Origin of the sequence: Flavobacterium sp. IB48, assembly GCF_016405855.1 — a bacterium.
Classification (GTDB): domain Bacteria; phylum Bacteroidota; class Bacteroidia; order Flavobacteriales; family Flavobacteriaceae; genus Flavobacterium; species Flavobacterium ginsengisoli.
In genome coordinates this window covers 1,609,115-1,632,326 of sequence record NZ_JAEFCA010000001.1, presented here as the reverse complement: position 1 = coordinate 1,632,326, position 23,212 = coordinate 1,609,115, and the positions used below count along the sequence as shown (strand labels likewise).

The window sequence follows — 23,212 nt, the reverse complement described above, 5'->3', positions numbered from 1 at the left end:
AGAAAACCCCTTATCAAAAACAGCCCATTTAGCCCCGATGGAAACGGAAATCCTTTTTGGGAAGGCATTCGGCCGCAAAAGTTGGAGCCGATAGAGGGAAACGGCCCTTGTTTATTATTAAAACTTAAGGTTTCGCATCTGCCCATGATCATATTCCATACTTATATTATATGTACAAAAGCAAACCCGACGGCTTTTCAAAAACTGTCGGGTTTGATATTACGATTTTACTTTTTACTTAATCGAAGCGAATTGCTTTTACTGGGGATATTTTGGTTATTATATAAGAGGGAATTAATAGCACCAAAAAACAAACACCAACAGTAAGCAGATTTAATAAGAGTATATAAAGCCAATTTAGATAAACAGGAGCTTGATTTACATAATAGTTTTCAGGGTTTAACTGAATTACTCCGAATTGTTGCTGAATCAACAGAATTGAAATCCCTATTAAATTTCCCCAAAATAGTCCTCTTAAAATTAAATAAAAAGCATTATATAAAAAGATTTTACGAACTGACCAGTTATTTGCTCCCATCGATTTTAGAATTCCAATCATTTGAGTTCTTTCTAAAATAAGAACTAGCAATGCTACCACCATATTAATGGTAGCAACTAGAATCATGACTCCTAGGATGATTACAATATTAAAATCGAACAACTGAAGCCAATCGAAAATATAACTGTATTTTTCTACAATGGTTTTCGTATCCAGATTAGATGATGTTTCTTCGTAGATTTTATTTCCTATTGATTTAATTTCATTAAAATCTTTGACAAAAACCTCAAACGCTCCAACTTCGTTTTCGTTCCATTTATTAATTCTCTGAATATGTCGGATGTCGCCAATAATATATGTTGCATCAAAATCTTGAAATCCTGAATTAAATATGGCTGCGATTTTAAACCGACGACTGTTTGGAAGCTTACCTTGCTCCTCTTTAATAAAAAAAGTATTGAATTGATCTCCGATTTTCAAATTTAAGCGATCAGCAAGAAATCTCGAGATGATAACATCTTCATTCAATGCTTTTGTAAAATCTGGCACTTTACCATCTACGATATATTCTTTAATATTATTCCAATCGTAATCTGCACCAACTCCTTTGAATATTATTCCTTCAAAAGCATTTTCGGTTCTAATTATTCCCGCTTTGCTAGCTACAGCTTGAATATGACTTACTTCTGGAACTGATTTAAAATTAGGATAGAAATCTTGCTTCTTCGAAATTGGAACTGTTGTAACTTCTGAATTGTTATTATCGTAATTAGAAATTATAATCTGGCCATTAAAAGCAGAAACTTTTTCGCGAATTTTTTTCTGCAAACCAATTCCAGTCGCTACAGAAACCATCATCATGATAATTCCGATTGCGATTGCCGAAATAGCAATTTTTATAATGGGTGCCGATATACTGCTTTTATAATCTTTTGCAGTAATAAGTCTTTTGGCTATGAAATATTCTAAATTCAAATTACGAGTTTTCTTTATGTTGTTTAATTATTCCTTTCCCAAAAATACACCTTAAAAAAGGAAATCAATATATTCTCAGAAACAATTACTTGTTTTTATCTATAATGGCAATTTCTTTTTCATTTCTTCTACAATATTAAATGCCGCTGGACATATTTCGACATTTTTCAAAGTTAAGTTTGAAATCTGGTAAAATTTGTTTCGATCTGTATGAGGAAACTCTCTACAAGCTTTTGGGCGAACATCATAAATCATACAATAGTTTTCGTTATCCAAAAATGTACATGGAACGCTTTGCAAAACATAATCTTTATCCTCATCAATTCGTAAATACTGATCGATAAACTGTTGCGGCTTTTGTCTAAAATGTTTTGAAATTCGCTCAATATCTGCCAAAGTAAATAATGGTCCTGTTGTTTTACAGCAATTAGCGCACTTTAAGCAATCCGTTCTTTTAAATTCAGCATCGTGCAAATCTTGCATAATGTAATCTAAATTTTTAGGCGGTTTCTTTTTAAGCTTATCGAAATACTTTTTATTCTCGTTATGCTTATCTTTGGCTAACTTACTTAAGTTATTTAAAATCTGTTTCAAGTTTACTGTTTAAAGTTGATTTGCAAAATTAAACAACTTTGAACTTGAAACCTTAAACTTTGAACTAAAACAATGAAAGATCTTTTTGGGAAGGCGATATTTGATTTTTACACCAAAAACTCACCTGAAGACATTATCACCGAAACTTCAATCTCTGAAGAAGACGAAATGAGTGTTGAATATCTTTTCCGCACTTATAACGAAATGCCTAAAATTGAGCAAAAAGCTTTACAATTGGCTAAAGGAAAAATATTAGATGTAGGATGTGGCGCGGGAAGCCATACTTTATCGCTACAAAATGAACGCAATTTAGAAGTAACCGCTATTGATATTTCAAAAAAAGCAATTGAAACCTGTCGCCTTAGAGGAATAAAAAATGCTAAAGTTGAAAATGTTTTAGATTTTGAAGGAGAAAAATTTGACACGATCCTGCTCTTAATGAATGGCACAGGTATTTTTGGCCAGTTAAAAAACTGCAACAAATACTTATCTAAATTAAAATCTCTTTTAAATCCTGGCGGACAAATTTTAATTGACAGCTCCGACATCATTTATATGTTTGATGAAGATGAAGACGGCGGCAAATGGATTCCGTCTGAGAACGATTATTACGGTGAATTAGTTTTTAATATTAGTTACAAAGGAGAGAAGGAAGAATCTTTTGACTGGTTGTATTTGGATTATAATACGCTTCAAAATGCAGCAATTGCTAATGGTTTAAATTGTGAACTAGTCCTTGAAGGTGAACATTATGATTATTTAGCTAAGCTTTCAATTTAAAACAAACCATAAAAAACCATGAAAGAATTAGATTTAGAGAAGTTAAAATATCCTATTGGAAAATTTATTATCCCTCAAGATTACACAAAAGAATATCTATCTGAAAAAATTAAAGAAATTGAAACTCTTCCAGAAAGATTAGCAAAAGAAACTATTCACTTAACCGACGAACAATTAGACACCCCATATCGTCCTGGCGGTTGGACCGTAAGGCAAGTCATTCATCATTGTGCCGAAAGCCACATGAACTTTTACGTCAGAATTAAATGGACATTAACCGAAAACAATCCCGTTATTAAAGCTTATGATGAAGTTCTTTGGTCTGAATTAAACGACAATTTGACAATGCCTATTCAACCAACACTAGATTTATTAAAGGGACTTCACTTTCGATTGGGCTATATTATGAGAAATTTATCTGAATCTGATTTAGAAAAAACTTTTATACATCCTGCAGATAATTCAGAAAACAAACTCAAAAAAATTATTGGAATGTATGCTTGGCATGGAAATCATCACTTAGCACATATTATAGCTTTAAAAAAATACAAAAACTGGAAGTAATCGAATGTTTACTTTTTACACAGTTGTATACTTATAAAAACAAAAAAATCTCTTCGCGTGAAGAGATTTTTTGTTTTATGGAATATTAAGATATTTATGCGTTTGTAATGAAACTCTCCATTTTGGATTATTCATAACATAATCAACAATCAGCGGAGTCATTTCTTCTTTTTTACTCCATTCTGGTTGCAAGAATAAAATCGCATTATCATTTACTAATTCTGCTTGTTCTTCTGCAAAAATAAAATCGTGTTTGTTATAGATAATCACTTTTAATTCGTGCGCATTATCATATACTGTTTGAGTAGGCAACTTATTCTTTTTTGGCGAAAGACAAATCCAGTCCCAAGTTCCCGACAATGGAAAAGCTCCAGAAGTTTCAATATGTACCTTTAGATTTTTTTCTTTTAAACGTTTTGTCAAAAGCGTCATATCCCAAGATAAAGGCTCTCCACCAGTTACAACAACTGTATCAGCATACTTCGCAGCATTCTCTACAATTAAATCTACACTTGTTGGCGGATGAAGCTCAGCATTCCAGCTTTCTTTTACATCGCACCAATGGCATCCCACATCACATCCTCCAATTCTAATAAAATAAGCAGCTCGTCCCGTATGAGAACCTTCTCCTTGAATGGTATAAAACTCTTCCATCAAAGGAAGCATTGCTCCTTTATTTACTTCTAATTGTATTTCTTTTGGTAACATTTTAATATTTTAAGAGTGCAAAGATAGTCAATAATATACGGAACAAAAAAACCGATAGTTTTTTGAACTATCGGTTTTTATATATTCCTTAAAATCCTCTAATTATTTTAAAGCTTTTATAGATTGTGTCGCATATGAGTTTGCTGGATCTAATACTAAAGTTTTATTGAAATACTCAATAGCTTTAGCTTTATCTGTGTTAGCATAAGCAGCAGCAATACCATTGTAAGCTTCAACAAATTTCTTAGCTACAGCTGGCTTAGCTACTTCTTCAGCGCCTTTTGCAGAAATTTTAGCAACATACTCTTCGTAGTTTTTAATGATCAAATCATCTTTGTCTAATAAAGAGTTGATTCTAGCTTTGTACAAGTATGCTTCATCATAACTAGGAGCAGTAGTTAAAATTTTATCAAAAACTGCATCTGCTTTTCCTAAAGCAACAGCATCACGGCTTTCTTTTGGTTTACTAGCATTACCATAGTATAAAGAAATTCCATAATAAACACTGTCATCTAAATAATTTTTAGATTCTGGATTACTTGCTCCAAGTTCAAAAATAGCTGCAGCTTGCGCATACTGTTTTTTACTGAATAATTCTTTTCCAAAATCTGCAAATTCTTCTACTACTAAAGGCTCTAATTCAACCGCTTTTTTAATATCAGCCAAACCTGAATCAAAAGCAGCTTGATCTACTGTACCATCAGCAGCAGTTCCTTTTTTAATTTTAGCCAAACCTAGGTAGTAGTAGTCTCTTCCGATAACTTTGTTTCCTGGAGCTTTAATAAAATCTTCGATAGATTTAATAGCAACATCAACATTTCCGTTTTCGTAAGCAGCATATCCTAAATATCTGTAAATTCTAGGATTTACTTTATCCTGAGCAATCATTTTGTTTGCAACAGTTTCTAATTGTTTGTAATCTTTAACCAAGATCAAGAAATCTGCATGACGCATTTTAGAATCAAGAGAGTAATCTGTCAAACTTAAATACTTCTCATAGTTTGTAATTGCATTTTGCAAGTTAACTTTAGCTGTAGAAGGTTTGTTTCTTGCCCATTTGTAATATGTTTCAGCAAGCTCTCTGTAAACTGGTCCGTAGTTTGCATCTAAAGCGATAACCTCATTAAAAGATTTAATTGCTTCATCATAAGATTTAGCACCTTTTAATAAAACTCCTAATTGCATTTTTGCTCTCAATAAAGTATTATCAGCTGTAAAAGCATCACGATAAGCTTTGTAAGCATCATTTTGATTGTTTGCTCCATAGTACGCATCTCCAATAGCCAATAATGCTTGTGCATTTTGAGGATCAACTAATAAAGCTCTTTTTAAAATATCAGTTGCACTTTTATAGTCTGGATTATCAGAATTCATGTAAGCTCTAGCAATGTAAATAAATTCATTTACATCCTTTTTCTTCATGTCTTTAGTCGCTAAAGTAAAATTAGCTTGAGCTGCAGCTGTGTTTTTAGCATCAAGATCTAATTGACCCAAACCAATATAGCTTAAGTTTTTCTTGTCTGAAGCTTGTAATCCATTATTGTAATAGATTTTTGCAGAATCGATAACAGATTGATTCAAATAAACATTTCCTAAAACAAAATTTGCTTCACCGTCTGAAGGTTTAGCTTTGATGATTGATTTAAGGATAGTTTTTGCCTTGTCAAATTGTTCAGCATCGATTGCCTTCTTTGCTTGGTTGATATCCTGCGCTTTAGTTGCCGTAGCCGACACAACTAATGCAAGACTAAAAATTTTAAATTTATTCATCTTTATTGTAATTAATTTATTCTTTATCTTTTATAATTTCACTTCTAATTTTCAGTTTTCGTCCTGGAGTTTTGTATGGCAACAATCCTGATTTCAAAACTATGCGTTGTCCAATATCTCCAGCAATGAATGAAGCAAAGCCCATTCCTAGTCCAGAATAACCTTGACAATTGACAATAAACAAATCACGTGCCAAAGGATATTTCCCTATTTCTAAGTCGTTTTGGGTAGGACTATAATATTCATTACTATCCAAACCTTTAACATAAAGGACATTTATTTTATTAATTGTCTCTTTCATATCAGGTGTTGGCTGATAAAACCAATTAACGCCAATAACACCAATCATACCGTCGTTTTCAGAAACAAATTTGATCACTTCATTATTTGTTTTAAATGAGAAAACACCAGATTTAGGTATTTCATTCACTTTCGCTAATTCTTTCATGTAACGAACCGTGCTTGAATTAGGATTATCGAAAACAAGGCCTTTAATTTTGCCATCCGTTTTACCCTGCATGAAATCAATCACACTTTTCAACGCAATTAATGTATCATTATTGTTTTTATTAGAAATAAAAGCAATAGCATCATGAGCAAAAGGAGTTACTCTTGGTTTAATTTTGCTTTTGTCAAAGCGAGCAATTTCTTCAGGAGTCAAATCTCGCGTTGTAATTGCAACTTTAGCTTTTTGATTTAATAAATCATTAATTACTTCAGCTTCAGATTTTGGTTTTACTGTAATTTTTGCATCATAGTAAGTACCTTCAAAAACAGCAACCTGATCGTCTACAATTTGCTCTACCGTCTCATCAACCGCAATATCAAGTGATCCTTTTAAAATGGTTTCTTTTTCAGTTTCACTTTTGCTTTTTTGGTTGCACATGGCAAACAAAAAGACAAAAACAACCAAACCTAAAGCCTTACTATATTTCAACATAATTATTCTTCTTTTGAATTAATTAATCTTAAAAATCTTATTCCAGAATATACAATCAGTAATCCACCAAAGGCATATCTATATTTCGGTTCCATGTTAAGTGGAAGTTTTTCCCAAAACATAATCATTAAACCGAGTACAAGATATATTAAAAAAAACAGTATTCCTAAAACAAGAAGAAATCGCTCTTTGAGCGATTTCTTCTGAATATTATTAAGCATATCTTTTAACATTATTCTGCAGATTGAATAGTAATAGGAAGAGAGTATAATACCCTAACTTTTTTACCATTTTGCTCGCCGGGAGTCCATTTTGGACATTTTTTAAGAACACGAATTGCTTCTGCTCCTGTACCATAACCGATATCTCTTAAAACTTTAATATCTGTTAATGACCCGTCTTTTTCAACTACAAACGTAACGTAAACTTTACCTTTTAAACCTTCTTCTTCTGGAGTTTTGTAGTTGTTTCCTACGAATTTGTAGAATTTCTCAATACCTCCTGGGAAGTCTGGTTTTACTTCGATACCGGCTGTATTATATACAGTGTTATCTTCTTGTACCACCTCTGCTACTGGTCCTTTTCCAACTGGTTCATCAACAGTTAAAACTGCATCTGGATCTCCTTTGATAGTCTCAGCACCAACTTTTTTGTCTTTTAATTCAACAATTTTTGGTGGGTCTTCAGTTACTTCTTCCGCTTTTGCAACCACAGGTTTAACGAATTTAACCTGATCCACTTTTGGTGGTGGTGGCGGTGGTGGTGGCATGTTAGGCTTAATTTCCTCTTTTTTAGGAGGCAATTTTACCGCAGCCATCTTAACCTCTTTAACCTCTTCTTCTTCTGTTGAGTCTGGTAACAAACTCGCGATAAGAGGAGCAGCAACAGCAGCACTAAAGATAAGAGAACCAATAACAAGTGCTTTCACAGTTGTTTTTCCGTTTGATTTTCTCAGCTCGTATGCTCCATATATCTTATTACGTCCTTCGAATACGATATCAAGCCACTGATTTTTTATAATATCTAATTTCATACTTCTTGATTTTTAAGTCGACAAAACTTAAGATTGCTCTTATTTTTTATCTATCACTTTTGCTTCTTCTGGTGTAAACTCAGGAACAATTGCATACGTCTCAACTCCAGTGATAGCCATTTCGTCCAAGATATCAACCAAATTACGGTAATTTGATTTTTTCGTTGGTTTAATGATCACAATGATTCCGTTTTTAGGTTTCCCTAAAGCAGCAGAATAAGCTAAAACATTTTTCTTTTGTTTTAACAATTCTCTACGGATTCCATCTTTACCATATGCAATATCTTTTGGCCCCACTTTTGGTGTTGCCAATAACCCCATATAGTAAACCATTTTGTTATCGCCACCTAACATTACTGTCATAGTACGATTCTCGTCTACTTTGGTATCCTCAGTTTTCTTATTTGGATCATCATCTTTATTTGGCAATGACAAATCCATCGATTGAGGTTTTGACAACGAAGTAGTTAACATAAAGAATGTAATCAATAAGAATGCCAAATCCACCATCGCTGTTAAATCGACTTTCGAATTCTGCTTTTTACTTCTTACTTTACCACCTTTACCACCACCGCCGTCGCCGGTATTTAATTCAGCCATCTTAGTGTATATTTTTTAATTAAAAGTCTCTTCCTCTTTTACCTGTAACTAAGTTAAAGGAATTGATTTTCTGATCTTGCAAAATATCCATAATTTTTCTAATTCTTGGATATTCTTCTTTAGCATCTCCTTTAATCGCAATCTGCAATTCTTTGTCATCCAAATCAATTGTAGCTCTTCTAGAGATTAGAAGCCATTCTTTTAATTGATTATCTAATGAATCCAAAGGAATTCCAGGCTGGTTTGCTTTGGTTCTATCCGCCGCTTTCATATCAATGATTTGCTTTAAACCTGTAATTGGCACACCAAAATCGTCCATAAGAGCAAATTTGGTTTTATCTTCTTCTGAAAATTCAATACCATATTTTGCACCCATTCCTTCAAGAGTTCTTTTACGAACTTCTCTTCCTTTGATGTCAAAAAATACTTTCCCTTTTCCTATTGTAATAATAGCCAAATCGGTATCTGGCAGTTTACTTATTGCAACGGAAGCAGGCATATCTACAGGTAATGCCTCTGGCACTTTAGCAGTAGCGGTTAAGATAAAGAACGTAAGCAAAAGGAACGCTACGTCACACATCGCAGTCATATCTGTCGATGTAGACTTCTTTTTCATTTTAATTTTAGCCATTATCTTTTATTTTATTTTTTTGATAAAAAATCAAAAATTAATTATTGTCTTAAACTTCCTCTGAATTTTCTGTAAGTATTCACGATTGTAGTACCAGCCTCATCGATAGAGTAAGTTAAATCGTCAATTTTAGCAGTAAAGAAGTTGTAAGAGATAATTGCTAAGATAGAAGTAGAGATACCTGTTGCAGTGTTGATAAGTGCCTCAGAAATACCTGTTGCAAGAGCAGCTTGGTCAGGAGTACCAGCAGAAGCTAACGCACCAAACGCTTTAATCATACCAGATACAGTTCCTAATAATCCTCCTAATGTACCTAAAGATACTAAAGTAGAGATAATAGTCATGTTTTTCTCTAACATTGGCATTTCTAATGAAGTTGCCTCTTCAATTTCTTTGTGGATTACTTCTGAAGCTTCTTCGCTGTTGAATCCTTCTTTTTTAACATCTTGGTATTTTACTAAAGCTGATTTAATTGCGTTTGCAACTGAACCTTGTTGTTTGTCGCAAGAAGCAATAGCAGCTTCGATGTTTCCTTCTTTAATACTACCTTGAACGCTTTTCATGAATTTGTCAAGGTTAGTTTTTCCTGCAGCTTTACCGATAACAATAAATCTTTCAATAGAAAAAACAACAACCATTAAAAACATACCTAATAATACTGGTACGATGAAACCTCCTTTATATACTTGTCCTAATGTATTGATTGGATGTCCTGTTTCTGGATTACCTCCTTCGAAGTTCGCAGAATCCCCCATGATTACTTTCCAAATAAACACCCCTACTAAGATACACGCTACAATAATGATTCCAGTGATCATTCCTCCGCCATTTGAAGTGCTTTCTTTTTTAACTTTAACGTTTGCCATTTTTTTTAATTTTAATAGTTTTAAATAATTTTTATTTTTTAGTTATATTTAACTTGTAGAGGAGCAAATTTATACGTTTAGTTTAAATAAAAAAACTTTTTTTAATTTAATTGACCGAAATTTAACTTCAAATTAAAAAATATCTCATTAAATTGCCATCATCATTTTTTAGATAAAACAAAAAAAAGGACGATAATTAGAAAAATTACAACGTTTTAGTAAATATTCAAAGATTCCTTTGATATCTTCTTAAAAAGCTGCGAATTTTTTTTTTATTAAATTTTCAATCAAAAAAAGCTTTTTCTTACTAAAAAAAACCACATAAAAAGTGCCCAAAAACAAAGCAATACTCATATAACAATCTAAATTACAAATAAAAACATGAATAAAAAAGAGAATTTTATTGCTGATATAAATACGGGGTATTCCTCGAAGGGAGACAGCATTATACTTGGAGGCGCAATGCTTGATGGTGAGCCAATTGCAGAGGCACATGTCAAAATTCCGCTGAAAACTTTAAATCGTCATGGATTAATTGCCGGTGCAACCGGAACAGGAAAAACCAAAACAATTCAGGTTTTTTCGGAGCAGCTTTCTAATGCTGGAATTCCTGTTTTAATGATGGATATTAAGGGCGATTTTAGTGGTATAGCCAAAGAAGGTAAAGAAGAAGGTTTTATTACAGAACGTCATGCTAAAATAAATATACCTTATAATGTAGCCGCATTTCCTGTTGAACTAATGTCTTTATCTAAACAGAATGGAGTTCGTCTGCGTGCAACGGTTTCTGAGTTTGGACCAGTTCTTTTTTCGCGAATTCTAGATTTAAACGATACACAGGCTGGAGTTGTTGCAGTTATTTTCAAATATTGTGACGATAATCAAATGCCTTTATTAGACTTAAAAGACATTAAAAAAGTAATTAATTATATTACTGAGGAAGGTAAAGATGAAATTGCTGCTAGTTATGGAAAAATTTCAACTGCTACAACAGGCACAATTCTTAGAAAAATTATAGAATTGGAACAACAAGGCGGAGATTTGTTTTTTGGCGAATTGTCTTTTGAAACCGACGATTTAATGCGAATTGATGAAAATGGCAAAGGTTATGTTAATATCATACGTCTGACAGATATTCAAGATAAACCAAAATTGTTCTCGACTTTTATGTTAAGTCTTTTGGCTGAAATTTACCAGAAAATGCCTGAAAAAGGAGATGCTGGCCAACCCGAATTGGTTATCTTTATTGACGAAGCGCATTTAATTTTTAATGAAGCTAGTAAAGCGCTTTTGGAGCAAATAGAAACAATAGTAAAATTAATTCGTTCTAAAGGTGTCGGACTTTATTTTGTTACTCAAAACCCTATGGATGTACCTAGTGGAGTCTTGGCTCAATTAGGATTAAAAATTCAGCACGCGTTGAGAGCCTTTACAGCAAACGATCGTCAGGCAATTAAAAAAACAGCGGATAACTATCCTACTTCTCCTTATTATAAGACTGATGAATTATTAACGAGTTTAGGAATTGGAGAAGCTTTGGTAACTGCTCTTAATGAAAAAGGTATACCAACTCCTCTTGTGGCCACAATGATGCGTGCGCCAATGAGCCGAATGGATGTTTTGTCTGCTGAAGAAATTGACGAGATAAACGGTAAATCGAAATTAGTAAAGAAATACGCTGAAGAAATTGACCGTGAAAGTGCTTTTGAAATTTTAAACAAGAAGCTGGCACAAGCTTCTGAAGCCGCAGCAAAACAAGAAGAGCAAGCTCCTGCGAAATCATCAAAAGCAGAACCGAGCACTACAGAGGTCGTTACCAAATCTGTTTTGAAAGTGGTAACAAGCGCTACTTTTATAAGAGGTGTTTTTGGAGTTTTATCAAAATTCTTAAAAAAGTAAAAAATAAACCCGACAGGTTTTAAAATCTGTCGGGTTTTCTTTATGACAAAGGTTAATTTTACTTATTCAAATACGGTCTAGAAAAAACTTAAGCCTGTTCTAATAAAGCGAGAATTTTATTTTCTACTTCTGGACCGTTCCAAATATTTTCGATATTTTCCATTCGAAGCACTTCTTCCATAATTCCGTTTTGATAATCTCCAATTGCTAAAGCTTCGGCATACGGACGATCGCTGAAAGTAACTCGACTGTAAAGCGGAATCCATTTGTCTGGATGCTTGTCTGAAAAGATTTTCTCAATTTTCTTTTGCAACAAGAATTTTTCATCTGCTGTTTTGGTACTCATTTCTAAGAAATTTCGATACGAAAGCTCTGCAATTGCATCTGCGTTTGGTTTTCTTGAGATCTGATATTCAGCAAATATTTTCTTCCAATCGTCTTGGTACTTTTCAATCATTTCGTTTAAAACGGTAATATCTTCAAAACCTGCATTCATTCCTTGTCCGTAAAATGGAACTATCGCATGGCAAGCGTCTCCAATCAAAGCAACTTTGTTTTCGTAAGTCCATGGAAAGCACTTCATCGTAACTAGAGTACTTGTTGGGTTTTTAAAGAAATCATTTGCCAATTCTGGAATAACTTCAATAGAATCTGGAAAATTTTTCTCGAAGAAATCTTCGACCATCTTGCGGTCTGTTAACGATTCAAAAGAGTTTTCTCCTTCAAAAGGCATAAATAAAGTACAGGTAAAACTTCCGTCAAGATTAGGAAGCGCAATTAACATGTACTCGCCTCTGGGCCAAATATGAAATGAATTTTTATCTAATTTATGTGTTCCGTCTGGATTTGCTGGAATATTCAATTCTTTATATCCCATATTCAAAAATTCTTGAGAATAATTGAACATGCTCTGGCGCTGCATTCTGTGGCGAATTCTAGAGAAAGCTCCATCGGCACCAAAAACCATATCAAACTTTCTTTCTTCCCACTCTCCTCTTTCGCTTTCTCCAATATGAAGTGTGGCATCGTTCAAAGTAACGTCCCAAACTTTTTGTTCAAAATGGAATTCAGCTCCGGCTTCTTCAGCAAGATCGATCATTTTTCTGTTTAATTTTCCTCTTGAAATAGAATAAATAGATTCGCCTTCCTGACCGTAATTCTGAAAGTTCAGTTTATCTACCAAATGTATGGCACGTTTATCCATCGGAATCGCGATTTCTCGAACCGCATCGCCAACACCTACTGCATCTAAAGCTTTCCAGCCACGGTTAGACATTGCTAAATTAATAGAACGTCCAGAAAAATTTATTTTTCGAATATCGGGACTACGATCATAAACATGAACAGAGTGACCCGCTTTTTTAAGATAAATTGCCAGAAGCGACCCTACAAGTCCAGAACCAACAACAGCAATTTTTAATGAAGTTTGCATCGAGGAAAATCTAATATTGGGTCGTAAAAATAACTAATAATAATACATGAGCCGTAAAATAAATGAACAAATTGTTCGCAAATAGTAATTTGAAAAGGCTATTTCAGTTTTCTTGATTTTAAAAATATAACAAATTGTTATTTTATTTAGTTTATTTGAAAAAATTAAACAACTAATTTCGTTTTCTATCTAATTCATTCAATAAAAACAAAATTCATGAACAGCGAAATTTTACAATCGGAGATTATTTTAGAAAATGAAAAAGCTCTTTTAATTCCTTTTGAAAGTGAAAGAAATATCGAACTCAAAAAAATTATTTTTGATGATGCTATCTGGAAATATATGGGAATGTATGTTCGAAACGATCAAGATTTTGAAAACTATATTTCAAGTACATTAAAACAAAAAGCGGACGGAATTTGTTATCCTTTTTTAATTATTGATAAAGCTACAGGCAAAGTTGCAGGAAGCACACGATACGGTTACTTAAATCACGCGAGCCAAAAATGCGAAATTGGTTGGACTTGGTACGGAAAAGAGTTTCAAGGAACGGGCTTAAATCAAGCGTGTAAATTTGAACTGCTTAATTTTGGTTTCGAACAAATTCAATTTAGAAGAATACAATTTAGCGCAGATCTAGAGAATAAAAGATCACAGAAAGCTATTGAAAAATTGGGAGCTGTTAAAGAAGGAATTTTCAGAAATAATTATGTTGACTCTGAAGGAAAAAGTAAAGATGACGTTTATTTTAGTATTATATTGGAGGAGTGGGCGAAAACTAAAGAAGACAATTTCTCACACCTTATCTAAAAAAACAGGAGCCGACTTTTAAAGTCGGCTCCTGTTTTTGAGTTAATTTATCTTTTAAAAATAGATTACTTTATTTCTTCAAAATCTCCTGGTTTCCAACTTCCATCAAAAGCAGCTTTTTCTGGTCCATAAATACGTATGTAAACAAACCAACCTTTATTTGGAATTGTTTTTATCCATTGTCCTTCTTTGCCTGCAGGTGCTTTTGGTCCAAAATACAAATCAACTGTTTTGCCTCCTATTTTATCTTTAAGCTCAAACATAGAACGAAGTGCTGCTTTATTTTGGTTTGTAGCAATCTGGCTTCTCGTTTCGGCATCATAAACTGTAGCAGACCAGAAAAGTTTTGCTGGTACAGGTGTAGGAAGTGTAAGTTTATAGGTCTTACTTCCATCAACATATTTTCCTGTATTGTCTTTCAATCCTAACCAATATAAAGATCCTGAACCTTCCTGACGTCTAAACATAGCTGGAGAAGCACCAATTGCCTGGTAGAACCAAGTTTCTCTCGCATCTATATCAACATAATTCTCGGTATTAAAATCTCCATTTTCAGGGCGAAGCCCAACCCATTCCCATTGGCGATCTTTCCAAACTATACGATCTGGACGGCGATCGGCAAACGATTGCACACGCATTTGAGCATTAGCAATTTTTGCTGCTTTTGAAAGTATACTTTTCATACGCTCATCTGGCGTAAAAGGCTTTCTTTTTGCAATTCCAAGCACTGCCAATTCTCCATAATAATTGCGATATCCATCATAAGATGGTTCACGATCGATAATTTCTTTTAAAACTTCCCAATACTTAAAAGTGGTCTCATATTTTAACGGTGTACTATTTTGCGGTTTGTCAGTCAATTGAAGCCATGTTGGTTCTTTCCAATCAGAAGTTTTATTGAACGGATAAACTTTTACTGTTGTTAAGCGTTCTAAAGCTCCTTTTACATCTCCACCAACAGGAAGCGAACGCACGCCAACAGTTAGATTATCAGATGAAGCATGCCAAATATAATATCCAGATGATGGAATTGGCCCTTTATAACCAAATGGAAGAATTAAATGCTTGCCTCCTTTTCCTGCATCTGGCCCAGGAATTCCCATATCGGCAACCCAACGCTGATTAACATCCATGGCAACAACAATAAGCGGACCTGTAGGAATATCGACAACCATAGGACCTTTGGATAAATCTAAAACTACTGGTGCATAAGGTGTATCTGAATTTAATGTATACCCTATTTGACCTGGTTTTGTATCTAATGTTCCAAAAACGGAATTAGCCTTTACTCCTATTTCAAGATTTCCTAGACCAATTGCTGCGCCAGAAACGGTTGGGTAGAAAAATTTATAGGTTTGAATCGCACGATTAAGATCGGCATCATCGTATGCTTTTTGTATAGTTGCCTCTGTTGGATATCCACCAACAAACTCATAGCCGACTACACTTGAAGAATCTGCAGAAACGCTTTCATTATTTACTTTGATTTCTTTCTTGCAGGCCGTTGCGAGAAGAAATAATGAAAACAAACAAGGAATGATTTTTTTCATAATAATTAGATTTAAACTTGAATTAGGGGTAAAATACCAATCAAATTTAAATCTAGTTCATACAAAATTAGCCACTTGCCATCTTCAAATAGGTTTCAAGTTATAAAATGAAACCTGTTTTTTATGGGTATTCATTTTTGCATCATTCTCTTTTTAACCTAAATTTGAAATCAAATTGACAAATCAATCTAAAAAAAATGCAGCTATATTCAGAACATTATGTAACCGTAAAAGCGGAACGGTTTGTCAATAAAGTTTGGTGTCTCGATAATAGCGTCGGCGAAAGCCTAATCGAAAACAAACTTGTTCTGCCAAATGGCTGTTTTAATCTAGCTCTTATAACCGGAAATTCTATTGAAGTTCATACCAGTAAAGCCAAATATCAAATGAACGAAGGTGTTTACTTTTGTTCGCAAATGACTAATAAAGTTTTGGTCAATATACATCCTAAAACTAAAGTTACCATTATTCAGCTTCACACTTGGGCGCTTTCAATGTTTCCAAAATACGATTTAAGCAATTTTACAGACTCAATTATTAAAATTGATGCTACAGAACTTCCTTTTAAAATTCAGACCAATTCTAACATCGAAATTGTATTAAATACAATAAATACCTACTTTGAAACTTTGTCTGATTTAAATTCGGAAAAAAATACCATTGAAAAAATTTGCGAGATAATACGACTTCGTGAAGATGAAATTTCAGTTTCTGAAATCAGTACAGCATTAAAATCTTCACAACGATTGCTTCAGATTAAGTTTAAAACTGCAACTGGATTAACGATTAAAAAATATATTCAGATTTTGAAATTTAGAAAATCGGTAGATCAAATGGTAAATTCGGATTTAGAAAAACTAAAACTGACTGATATTGCGCTTTACAATAAATATTTTGATCAGTCGCATTTTATCAAAAAGTTTAAAGACGTAACTAAAACTACTCCAAAAACTTTCGATCCCGATTCTTATTTTCTTTCTCATAAAAGATAAGTTTTTCGCATTTGTACAATTTTACGAGTTTTGATTGCTTTACTTTTGCTGTATCATCAATCAATATCAATTACAAATGAAAATCAATCAATCTTTTTTTCAGTTAAAATATCTCTTAGTTGGAATTTTATTTATCCAAATTCAATTTGGATTTTCTCAAGAAGCTAAAAATTCTGCTTTATACAAAACCATTATGTCAAAAGACAGTCTTCTTTTCAATATTGGCTTTAATACCTGCGATATAAAACAATTTGAAAATCTTTACACAGAAGATTTTGAATTTTATCACGACAAAGACAGCATTTCCGACAAAGCACGATTTTTAAAAACATTTCAAAGCGGAATCTGTTCTCCAACAAGAAAATATAATTATCGAAGAGAATTAATAGACGGAAGTACTGAGATTTATCCTTTATACAAAAACGGCATTTTATACGGTGCGATTCAAATGGGAACGCATCGTTTTTATGAAAGCTCTGCTGGAAATCCAGAACAAGCAGGAAGTTTTGCCAAATTTACCCATTTATGGCTTTTAAAAAATAAAGAATGGAAATTAGCAAGATCGCTTAGTTACAATCATCAAATAACAAGTTCTACCGCTGGCATATCAAATCTTTTTGACAATGATCTGGAAACCGAAAAATGGCTGAAAGAAAATAATATTCCAGCTTTGGGAATTGGAATTATTGCAGACGGAAAACTAAAACAGGTAAAAGTTTTTGGCGAACTCAAAAAAGGCGTTTCAGCACCATATAATACAATTTGGAATGTAGCTTCGTTAACCAAACCTGTAACTGCCATAACTGTTTTAAAATTAGTAAGCGCCGGTAAATGGGATTTGGATGAACCGCTTTATAAATATTGGATCGATCCTGATATTGCGAAAGATCCTAATTTAAAATTACTAACCACGAGAATTGTTTTGAGCCATCAAACGGGTTTTCCTAACTGGAGGTCTTTTAATGAGTCTAAAAAATTAGATTTCAAATTTAAACCCGGAACTCAATACCAGTATTCTGGAGAAGGATTTGAATATCTGCGAAAAGCGGTAGAGAAAAAATTCCACAAAACATTAGATCAATTGGCTTCAGAGTTAGTCTTTGAACCTTTGAAGATGACCGATTCTCAATTAATTTGGAATGATAAAATAGATCTTTCGAGATATGCAGTCAATTTTGACAAAAACGGCAATGCTTATGAACCGACAAAAAATAAATCTGCAAACGCAGCAGACGATTTATTGACCACGATTGAAGATTATGGTAGATTTTTATCGAGCGTAATGAACGGTGAAGGGTTAAGTGAAAAAGTTTTTAAGGACATGATTTCGCATCAAGTTCAGACCAAAAAAAACAAATACTTTGGTTTAGGCTTTGAAATTTATGATTTAGGAAATGAAAACTACGCTCTTTCGCATGGTGGCGCAGATCAAGGTGTTCAGACTATTGTTATTTTACTGCCAAAGACGAAACAAGGTTTAATCATTTTTACCAATGTTGATGATGGTTACAAAGTTTACGAAAATATTGTTGTTCATTATCTTGGAGAAAATGGCAGAAAAATAGTCGATATCGAAACAAAATAATTTTCCACTTCAATCAGATATTAACTTTAATCTGAAAACATGCTAAATTTATTTATCCTTCTGCTAATGTTTATAAGTAAAGTTTTGACATCTTAATATTGCTTGAAAATATTTGTTAGTTATGAGCATAGGCCTACTTTTATAGTACTTGGTCTGTGCTCTACTTTTTTTATTCTGAAAAAAAATAAAAAATTTAGCTAAATCCTGAAACCAAATCGCAAATCATTCGTCTAACATTTTAGAGCCTAAATTTATTTCATGAAAAAAATCGTAATTTCGAGATAACTTTCTGAATATCTTTTAGTTGATAAGCTTCAATCATCAATCAAAAAACGAATCATTCATTAATCTTAAACCATAATCAATCCATTATGAAAAAATCAATCAAACTTGTTGCACTTTTTGTCGCTTTTCAGTTTTCATCCTTTAGCACCTTTGCTCAAGATAAAGCACAGCAAATTGAACAGCTTTTAAACAAATACAACGAATACGGACAATTTAACGGTTCGGCTTTGGTAGCTGAAAACGGAAAAGTAATTTTCAAAAAAGGTTTTGGTTCTGCAAATATGGAATGGAATATTCCGAATCAGCCAGACACCAAATTCAGATTAGGTTCTATCAGCAAACAATTTACGGCACTTTTAGTTGTAAAATTGGCCGAAGAAGGAAAAATAAAATTGGATGTTCCTATTACAACTTATCTTCCAGATTATCCAAAAGAAAATGGCAGTAAAATCACAATCCATAATTTGCTGACTCATACTTCTGGAATTCCAAATTATACTAATGCACCAAACTTTTTTAAAGACAAAGCAAAAAATCCTTATACTCCAGAAGCTTTCGTAAAGACATTTTGGGATTTGCCACTTGAGTTTACTCCTGGCGAAAAATTCAATTACAGCAATTCGGGTTATTTCTTGTTAGGTTATATTATCGAAAAAATCACAGGTAAGACATATGAGCAGAACTTACAGGAAACTATTTTCACACCTTTAAAAATGGTTAATTCTGGTTACGATCACAGCGATTTAATTATAAAAAACAGAGCTGCTGGATATGAGAAGGAAGGAAATAAAATTGTGAATGCTGCTTATATCGACATGAGTATTCCGTACGCTGCTGGATCTTTGTATTCTACTGTAGAAGATTTGTATTTGTGGGATCAAGCACTTTATACCAATAAATTGCTTTCTGCAAAAAGTATGGAATTGTTATACAAACCATACATAAAAGCTTGGAATGGTTTTTACGGATACGGATGGTCAACTTATGAAATTCTGAACGGAAATGATAAATTAACCGTTATTGAACACGGAGGTGGCATCAACGGATTTAACACAATCATCTCGCGCATTCCGGCAAATAAAATTCTTATTGTTTTATTGAATAATACTGGTGGAACTCTTTTAGGCGAAATGAATACGGCAATTCGTTCTATTTTGTACAATCAGCCTTTTAATCAGCCGAAAAAATCATTGGCTCTTGATTTATTAGATGTTTACACAGAAAAAGGTGCCGTTGCAGGAACTGATGCTTTTAAAAAGCTAAAAAATGATCCTACTTATGCAATTAAAGAAGGTGATATGAACCGAGTTGGATATCAATTATTGCAAACTGGAAAAAAGAAAGAAGCTATTGAGGTTTTCAAAATCAACGTAGAAGCTTTTCCTAAATCTGGAAATGTTTACGATAGTTTAGGCGAAGCTTATTTAGCAGACGGAGACAAAAAAATGGCAATTGCTAATTATAAGAAATCTGTTGAATTGGACCCAACCAACGAAAGCGGTAAAAAAGTTTTAGAAGAACTTTCTAAAAAATAAACTGAGAATACTTTTATCTAAAAAAAATTCTCAAACGACTCCGATAAAGTAGAATCAAAATCTATTTTATCGGAGTTTTTTGTTACAACTTGGAACACTCAAATTTGGCAATTTATTTTTTAAAATACTATTTTAGCCCTACCCAAAACAACTGAATAACCTATGAAAAATCTAAAAAACTACAGTTTTCTTTCTGTATTGCTATGCCTTTTTATTTCTTCTAAATCTTTCTCGCAAAACAATCAGCCATTGATGCCAACCCAGCAAAATAAAATTATAATTGATAAAATTATCGAAGCTGCTCATTATAAAAATTATGTAATTGATTTTTGCTTAGTGAAAATAAATGAAGCTTCTGCAAAAGAAGGCTGGAACGATCAAAAAGCAATGGAAATTACTGAAAGCATAAATTATAAAAATTTCAGAGATGCGATTTATAATATTTTTGCTAGACACAATGAAGTCGAATTGGAAACTATTTTAAAAGCTTACGAAAAAGACACGGCTTATCAATCTCAAAATTTCATGACGACAAGTAAAGTTCTTTCTAATAATCTGAACATTTTTGCTAATGATATTGTTAAGGGAAAATATCTTTTGAAGTAAGGTTTAGAGAGACAAAGAGACAAAGGTTCAAAGTTTTTTATTTGCAAACAGATCTTTGTCAAAGTTTGAAACTTTGACAAAGATTATCGAACCTATGATTTGAAATCTGAAACCTGAAATAAAATTTAATTCTTCGGTTTTAAAACCAATTTAGTAGAAGTTTTTATAATCTCTTCTTTGTTCAATTTCATTTTTCTGAACTTTCCTTCGTTGTACATTTCAGCTTGATCGCTATAATGTTTACTGAAAGGATTTCCAGATTGTCCTGTCGGCAAAATACTCCAACTGTTTTCTACATCGGAAAAATCAACAATTCTTCTTGTTGAAGGTCCGCCTTTGGTATAATATTTTCCTTCGTCATTAAATCCGAAAAATAAATTATTAATCACTTCATTTGAACCAGGAGAATTAAAAGGCCCAACATTAAATAATCCGCGAAGTGCTTTGACTTTTCCTAATGGATGTTCATGTTCTACTGTATGCACTTTTCCCCAATTCCATTCTGAAATATTTTGCCCTAACTGATTTTGTAAAGCAATAACAGCATCATGAAATGATTTCGAAACAATCTCGGTTCTAGTTTCTTTTACATTTTTCGTTTTGATATTATCCCACCAAACCGAATTTTCATTTTTTATCTGATTGGCAATAACTTGTTTACCAAGAGAAATTCCCAAGAATAAATTGAAATTATCTTTTCCCATTTCATCTTCAAATGTATTTTTTAGGTATAGATAAATCCATTTGTTGTAAATCGTTGGCGCAACATCTTCTAAATTGGTTGTTCCTTTCCAAGATTTTAAAACGTTCAAGACTTCTTTTTCGTTATTCGAAAGCGGTTTATTATCTAAAGTTGCAATTAAATTTTTTGTCGTTTCAACAGCAACATCAGAAGTATTATCATAAATCATTTTACTGATGGCTTCTTTATCCCAATCAGATTTTGCATCTAGAATTCCTGAAATTCTTTTAGCGCGATCTTCTGGCAAATAATATCCTGGATACAAATAACCATTATCAATAGCTTCTGGCTGATTATTGGCCGAATAAACATATCCCCATGCTGGATTTTCTGCTGATGGATTTTTTTCGAAATCTAAAAACTTCGTAATATCGTCTTTTCCGCTTGAACCGTCTAGAATCAAATGCGTATTAACGCCTTCATTATGTCTATATAATTTTCCACTTGCCCACCAAGCTACATTACCTTTTGCATCACCATACATTACGTTTAATCCTGGCGCTGCAATTAAAGACACAGCCTTTTTAAATTCGTTTGTATTTTTGGCATGCGAAAGTCCGTAAGCAGCGTCTAGAATCAAGATTGGTTCTCTAGTATAAGTCCACGACATTGCAATTGGATTTTTCTTATCTAAACGATCTATAAAATCATTCATAATTGGTCCGTGGCGAGTAATTTTAACCGTCAAGACAACATCCGAAGAATCTTTTACTTTTATCGTTTTTTTTCTGATTTCATATTTATCGAAACCAGTTGGCGTTTGATATTGCGAAACATCGTTTGCTTTATTTTTTTCTTGATAAAAATCGATGTCATCATTTTCAAACATGGTCAAACCATATGCATAATCTCTGTTATGTGCCAAAAGCGGGAACGGAGTTCCTGCCAAATAACAGCCGTACAATTCATGTTTTGGTGTTACAATATGCGCTTCATACCAAGTTGCAGGCTGCGAAAATCCAATATGCGGATCATTAGCAAAAATAACTTTTCCCGTTTTTGATTTATGTGGCCCAACAACCCAGCTATTACTTCCAACAAATGGAGGAATTGGAGATTGATCCAACATGGCAGTTATAGATTTTGAAATCTCAGTATACTCTTCCGTTTTCTCTTTTGAGATTTTAATTCTTGTATTATTAAATTCTCCTTCAATTCCTAAATCTTTCAAATAAGTGGCTCCATATTTATTTTTTATATCGGTCAATAACGGATCTGTTTTCTGTGCCATGGCAAAACTGAAAGACATATATCCAAAAATATTATAAACATCTTTTATAGTAAATTTTTGCTTCTTTACACCCACCAAAGTAAACTCGATTGGCGTTACTCCTTCTTCTAGATATTGATTGATTCCATCTAAATACGCTTGAGTCAATTTATAACTTTCGCTGTTTTTATCCAATTTTGCAATGGCTTTTGCCGAAGCTTCTTCGATTCCGATTCCCGCAAAAAACTTATCGTTTTTAAGCGCGACACCTCCAAAAATTTCAGAAAGACGTCCTGGAGCAATTCGGCGTAACAATTCCATTTGCCATAATCTTTCCTGCGCATGTACATAACCTAAGGCGGTCATCGCATCTTTTTCAGAATCTGCATAAATATGAGGCACTCCAAAATCATCAAAATAGACCGTGGTTTCTTTTTCGAGATTTTTTAATTGTACTGAACCTTCATATTTCGGTTTTAAATGAAAAATATAAGCACACAAACCAATCGCAAGAATCACCACAAGAACCAATACGGTTAACAAGATTTTTTTAATTATTCTCATATTCTAAAAAAGGATAAAAATTCAAAATGATATAACTTTTCT

At 33.1% G+C, this 23,212-nt stretch carries 21 protein-coding genes; 8 read left to right on the top strand and 13 right to left on the bottom strand.

The genetic code is table 11. The features are described from left to right. Positions 1-238: 238 nt before the first annotated feature. Together JC605_RS07100 and JC605_RS07095 are read right to left on the bottom strand one after the other, a co-directional pair. Positions 239-1,474: an ABC transporter permease gene (locus JC605_RS07100; RefSeq protein ID WP_198855504.1), complete on the bottom strand. Its 1,236-nt coding sequence runs from the start codon at positions 1,472-1,474 to the stop codon at positions 239-241. Positions 1,475-1,573: 99 nt separating this feature from the next. Then, the gene (locus tag JC605_RS07095; RefSeq protein WP_198855503.1) at positions 1,574-2,068 is read right to left on the bottom strand and encodes a YkgJ family cysteine cluster protein; all 495 of its coding nucleotides are present in this window, start codon (positions 2,066-2,068) and stop codon (positions 1,574-1,576) included. A 72-nt stretch (positions 2,069-2,140) separates the two neighbouring features. Here JC605_RS07095 and JC605_RS07090 point away from each other — a divergent pair, with 72 nt between their 5' ends. Together JC605_RS07090 and JC605_RS07085 are read left to right on the top strand one after the other, a co-directional pair. Further along, positions 2,141-2,848 (top strand): bifunctional 2-polyprenyl-6-hydroxyphenol methylase/3-demethylubiquinol 3-O-methyltransferase UbiG, encoded by a 708-nt coding sequence (locus JC605_RS07090; RefSeq protein ID WP_198855502.1) that lies wholly within the window; start codon positions 2,141-2,143, stop codon positions 2,846-2,848. 18 nt (positions 2,849-2,866) lie between these two features. Next, the gene (locus tag JC605_RS07085; RefSeq protein WP_198855501.1) at positions 2,867-3,412 is read left to right on the top strand and encodes a YfiT family bacillithiol transferase; all 546 of its coding nucleotides are present in this window, start codon (positions 2,867-2,869) and stop codon (positions 3,410-3,412) included. Positions 3,413-3,487: 75 nt separating this feature from the next. Here the strand turns inward: JC605_RS07085 and JC605_RS07080 are convergent, their stop codons facing one another. The 8 genes from JC605_RS07080 to JC605_RS07045 form a co-directional block, all read right to left on the bottom strand. Further along, entirely contained in the window at positions 3,488-4,120 is a 633-nt protein-coding gene (locus tag JC605_RS07080) for a 7-carboxy-7-deazaguanine synthase QueE (protein ID WP_198855500.1), read from the bottom strand. A 102-nt stretch (positions 4,121-4,222) separates the two neighbouring features. Continuing rightward, complete coding sequence (locus JC605_RS07075; RefSeq protein WP_198855499.1) at positions 4,223-5,890, bottom strand: tetratricopeptide repeat protein; 1,668 nt, start codon at positions 5,888-5,890, stop codon at positions 4,223-4,225. A gap of 16 nt (positions 5,891-5,906) precedes the next feature. Beyond that, positions 5,907-6,830: a PstS family phosphate ABC transporter substrate-binding protein gene (locus tag JC605_RS07070; protein ID WP_198855498.1), complete on the bottom strand. Its 924-nt coding sequence runs from the start codon at positions 6,828-6,830 to the stop codon at positions 5,907-5,909. A gap of 2 nt (positions 6,831-6,832) precedes the next feature. Continuing rightward, complete coding sequence (locus JC605_RS07065; protein ID WP_111286913.1) at positions 6,833-7,063, bottom strand: hypothetical protein; 231 nt, start codon at positions 7,061-7,063, stop codon at positions 6,833-6,835. Continuing rightward, on the bottom strand, positions 7,063-7,863 hold the full coding sequence (locus JC605_RS07060) for an energy transducer TonB (protein WP_095928220.1): 801 nt from the start codon (positions 7,861-7,863) through the stop codon (positions 7,063-7,065). The genes JC605_RS07065 and JC605_RS07060 overlap by 1 nt, the downstream gene beginning before the upstream one ends. Positions 7,864-7,902: 39 nt before the next feature. Further along, positions 7,903-8,463 (bottom strand): biopolymer transporter ExbD, encoded by a 561-nt coding sequence (locus tag JC605_RS07055; protein WP_198855497.1) that lies wholly within the window; start codon positions 8,461-8,463, stop codon positions 7,903-7,905. 19 nt (positions 8,464-8,482) lie between these two features. Continuing rightward, positions 8,483-9,094, bottom strand: a complete 612-nt coding sequence (locus JC605_RS07050; RefSeq protein ID WP_095928222.1) for a biopolymer transporter ExbD — start codon at positions 9,092-9,094, stop codon at positions 8,483-8,485. A 41-nt stretch (positions 9,095-9,135) separates the two neighbouring features. Beyond that, positions 9,136-9,960: a MotA/TolQ/ExbB proton channel family protein gene (locus JC605_RS07045; protein WP_198855496.1), complete on the bottom strand. Its 825-nt coding sequence runs from the start codon at positions 9,958-9,960 to the stop codon at positions 9,136-9,138. Between the two features lie 381 nt (positions 9,961-10,341). Here JC605_RS07045 and JC605_RS07040 point away from each other — a divergent pair, with 381 nt between their 5' ends. Beyond that, the gene (locus JC605_RS07040; protein WP_198855495.1) at positions 10,342-11,859 is read left to right on the top strand and encodes a helicase HerA-like domain-containing protein; all 1,518 of its coding nucleotides are present in this window, start codon (positions 10,342-10,344) and stop codon (positions 11,857-11,859) included. Between the two features lie 88 nt (positions 11,860-11,947). Here the strand turns inward: JC605_RS07040 and JC605_RS07035 are convergent, their stop codons facing one another. Next, positions 11,948-13,291 carry an NAD(P)/FAD-dependent oxidoreductase gene (locus tag JC605_RS07035; protein ID WP_198855494.1) on the bottom strand — a complete coding sequence of 448 codons (1,344 nt, stop codon included), beginning with the start codon at positions 13,289-13,291 and terminating at the stop codon, positions 11,948-11,950. Between the two features lie 216 nt (positions 13,292-13,507). On the opposite strand from JC605_RS07035, the gene JC605_RS07030 reads away from it, so the two are divergent. Continuing rightward, on the top strand, positions 13,508-14,101 hold the full coding sequence (locus JC605_RS07030; RefSeq protein WP_198855493.1) for a GNAT family N-acetyltransferase: 594 nt from the start codon (positions 13,508-13,510) through the stop codon (positions 14,099-14,101). Positions 14,102-14,166: 65 nt separating this feature from the next. Here JC605_RS07030 and JC605_RS07025 read toward each other — a convergent pair whose 3' ends face one another. Continuing rightward, a complete protein-coding gene (locus JC605_RS07025; protein WP_198855492.1) occupies positions 14,167-15,651 on the bottom strand; it encodes a DUF1254 domain-containing protein in 1,485 nt (494 codons plus the stop codon). 197 nt (positions 15,652-15,848) lie between these two features. On the opposite strand from JC605_RS07025, the gene JC605_RS07020 reads away from it, so the two are divergent. The 4 genes from JC605_RS07020 to JC605_RS07005 all read left to right on the top strand — a co-directional run bounded on the left by JC605_RS07020 (position 15,849) and on the right by JC605_RS07005 (position 20,654). Continuing rightward, the gene (locus JC605_RS07020; protein WP_198855491.1) at positions 15,849-16,643 is read left to right on the top strand and encodes an AraC family transcriptional regulator; all 795 of its coding nucleotides are present in this window, start codon (positions 15,849-15,851) and stop codon (positions 16,641-16,643) included. A 76-nt stretch (positions 16,644-16,719) separates the two neighbouring features. Next, entirely contained in the window at positions 16,720-18,228 is a 1,509-nt protein-coding gene (locus JC605_RS07015) for a serine hydrolase (protein WP_198855490.1), read from the top strand. Between the two features lie 371 nt (positions 18,229-18,599). After that, positions 18,600-20,048 (top strand): serine hydrolase domain-containing protein, encoded by a 1,449-nt coding sequence (locus JC605_RS07010; protein ID WP_198855489.1) that lies wholly within the window; start codon positions 18,600-18,602, stop codon positions 20,046-20,048. Between the two features lie 162 nt (positions 20,049-20,210). After that, entirely contained in the window at positions 20,211-20,654 is a 444-nt protein-coding gene (locus tag JC605_RS07005; RefSeq protein ID WP_198855488.1) for a hypothetical protein, read from the top strand. Between the two features lie 125 nt (positions 20,655-20,779). On the opposite strand, the gene JC605_RS07000 is transcribed toward JC605_RS07005, so the two are convergent. Continuing rightward, positions 20,780-23,170: a penicillin acylase family protein gene (locus JC605_RS07000; RefSeq protein ID WP_198855487.1), complete on the bottom strand. Its 2,391-nt coding sequence runs from the start codon at positions 23,168-23,170 to the stop codon at positions 20,780-20,782. Positions 23,171-23,212 lie beyond the last annotated feature (42 nt).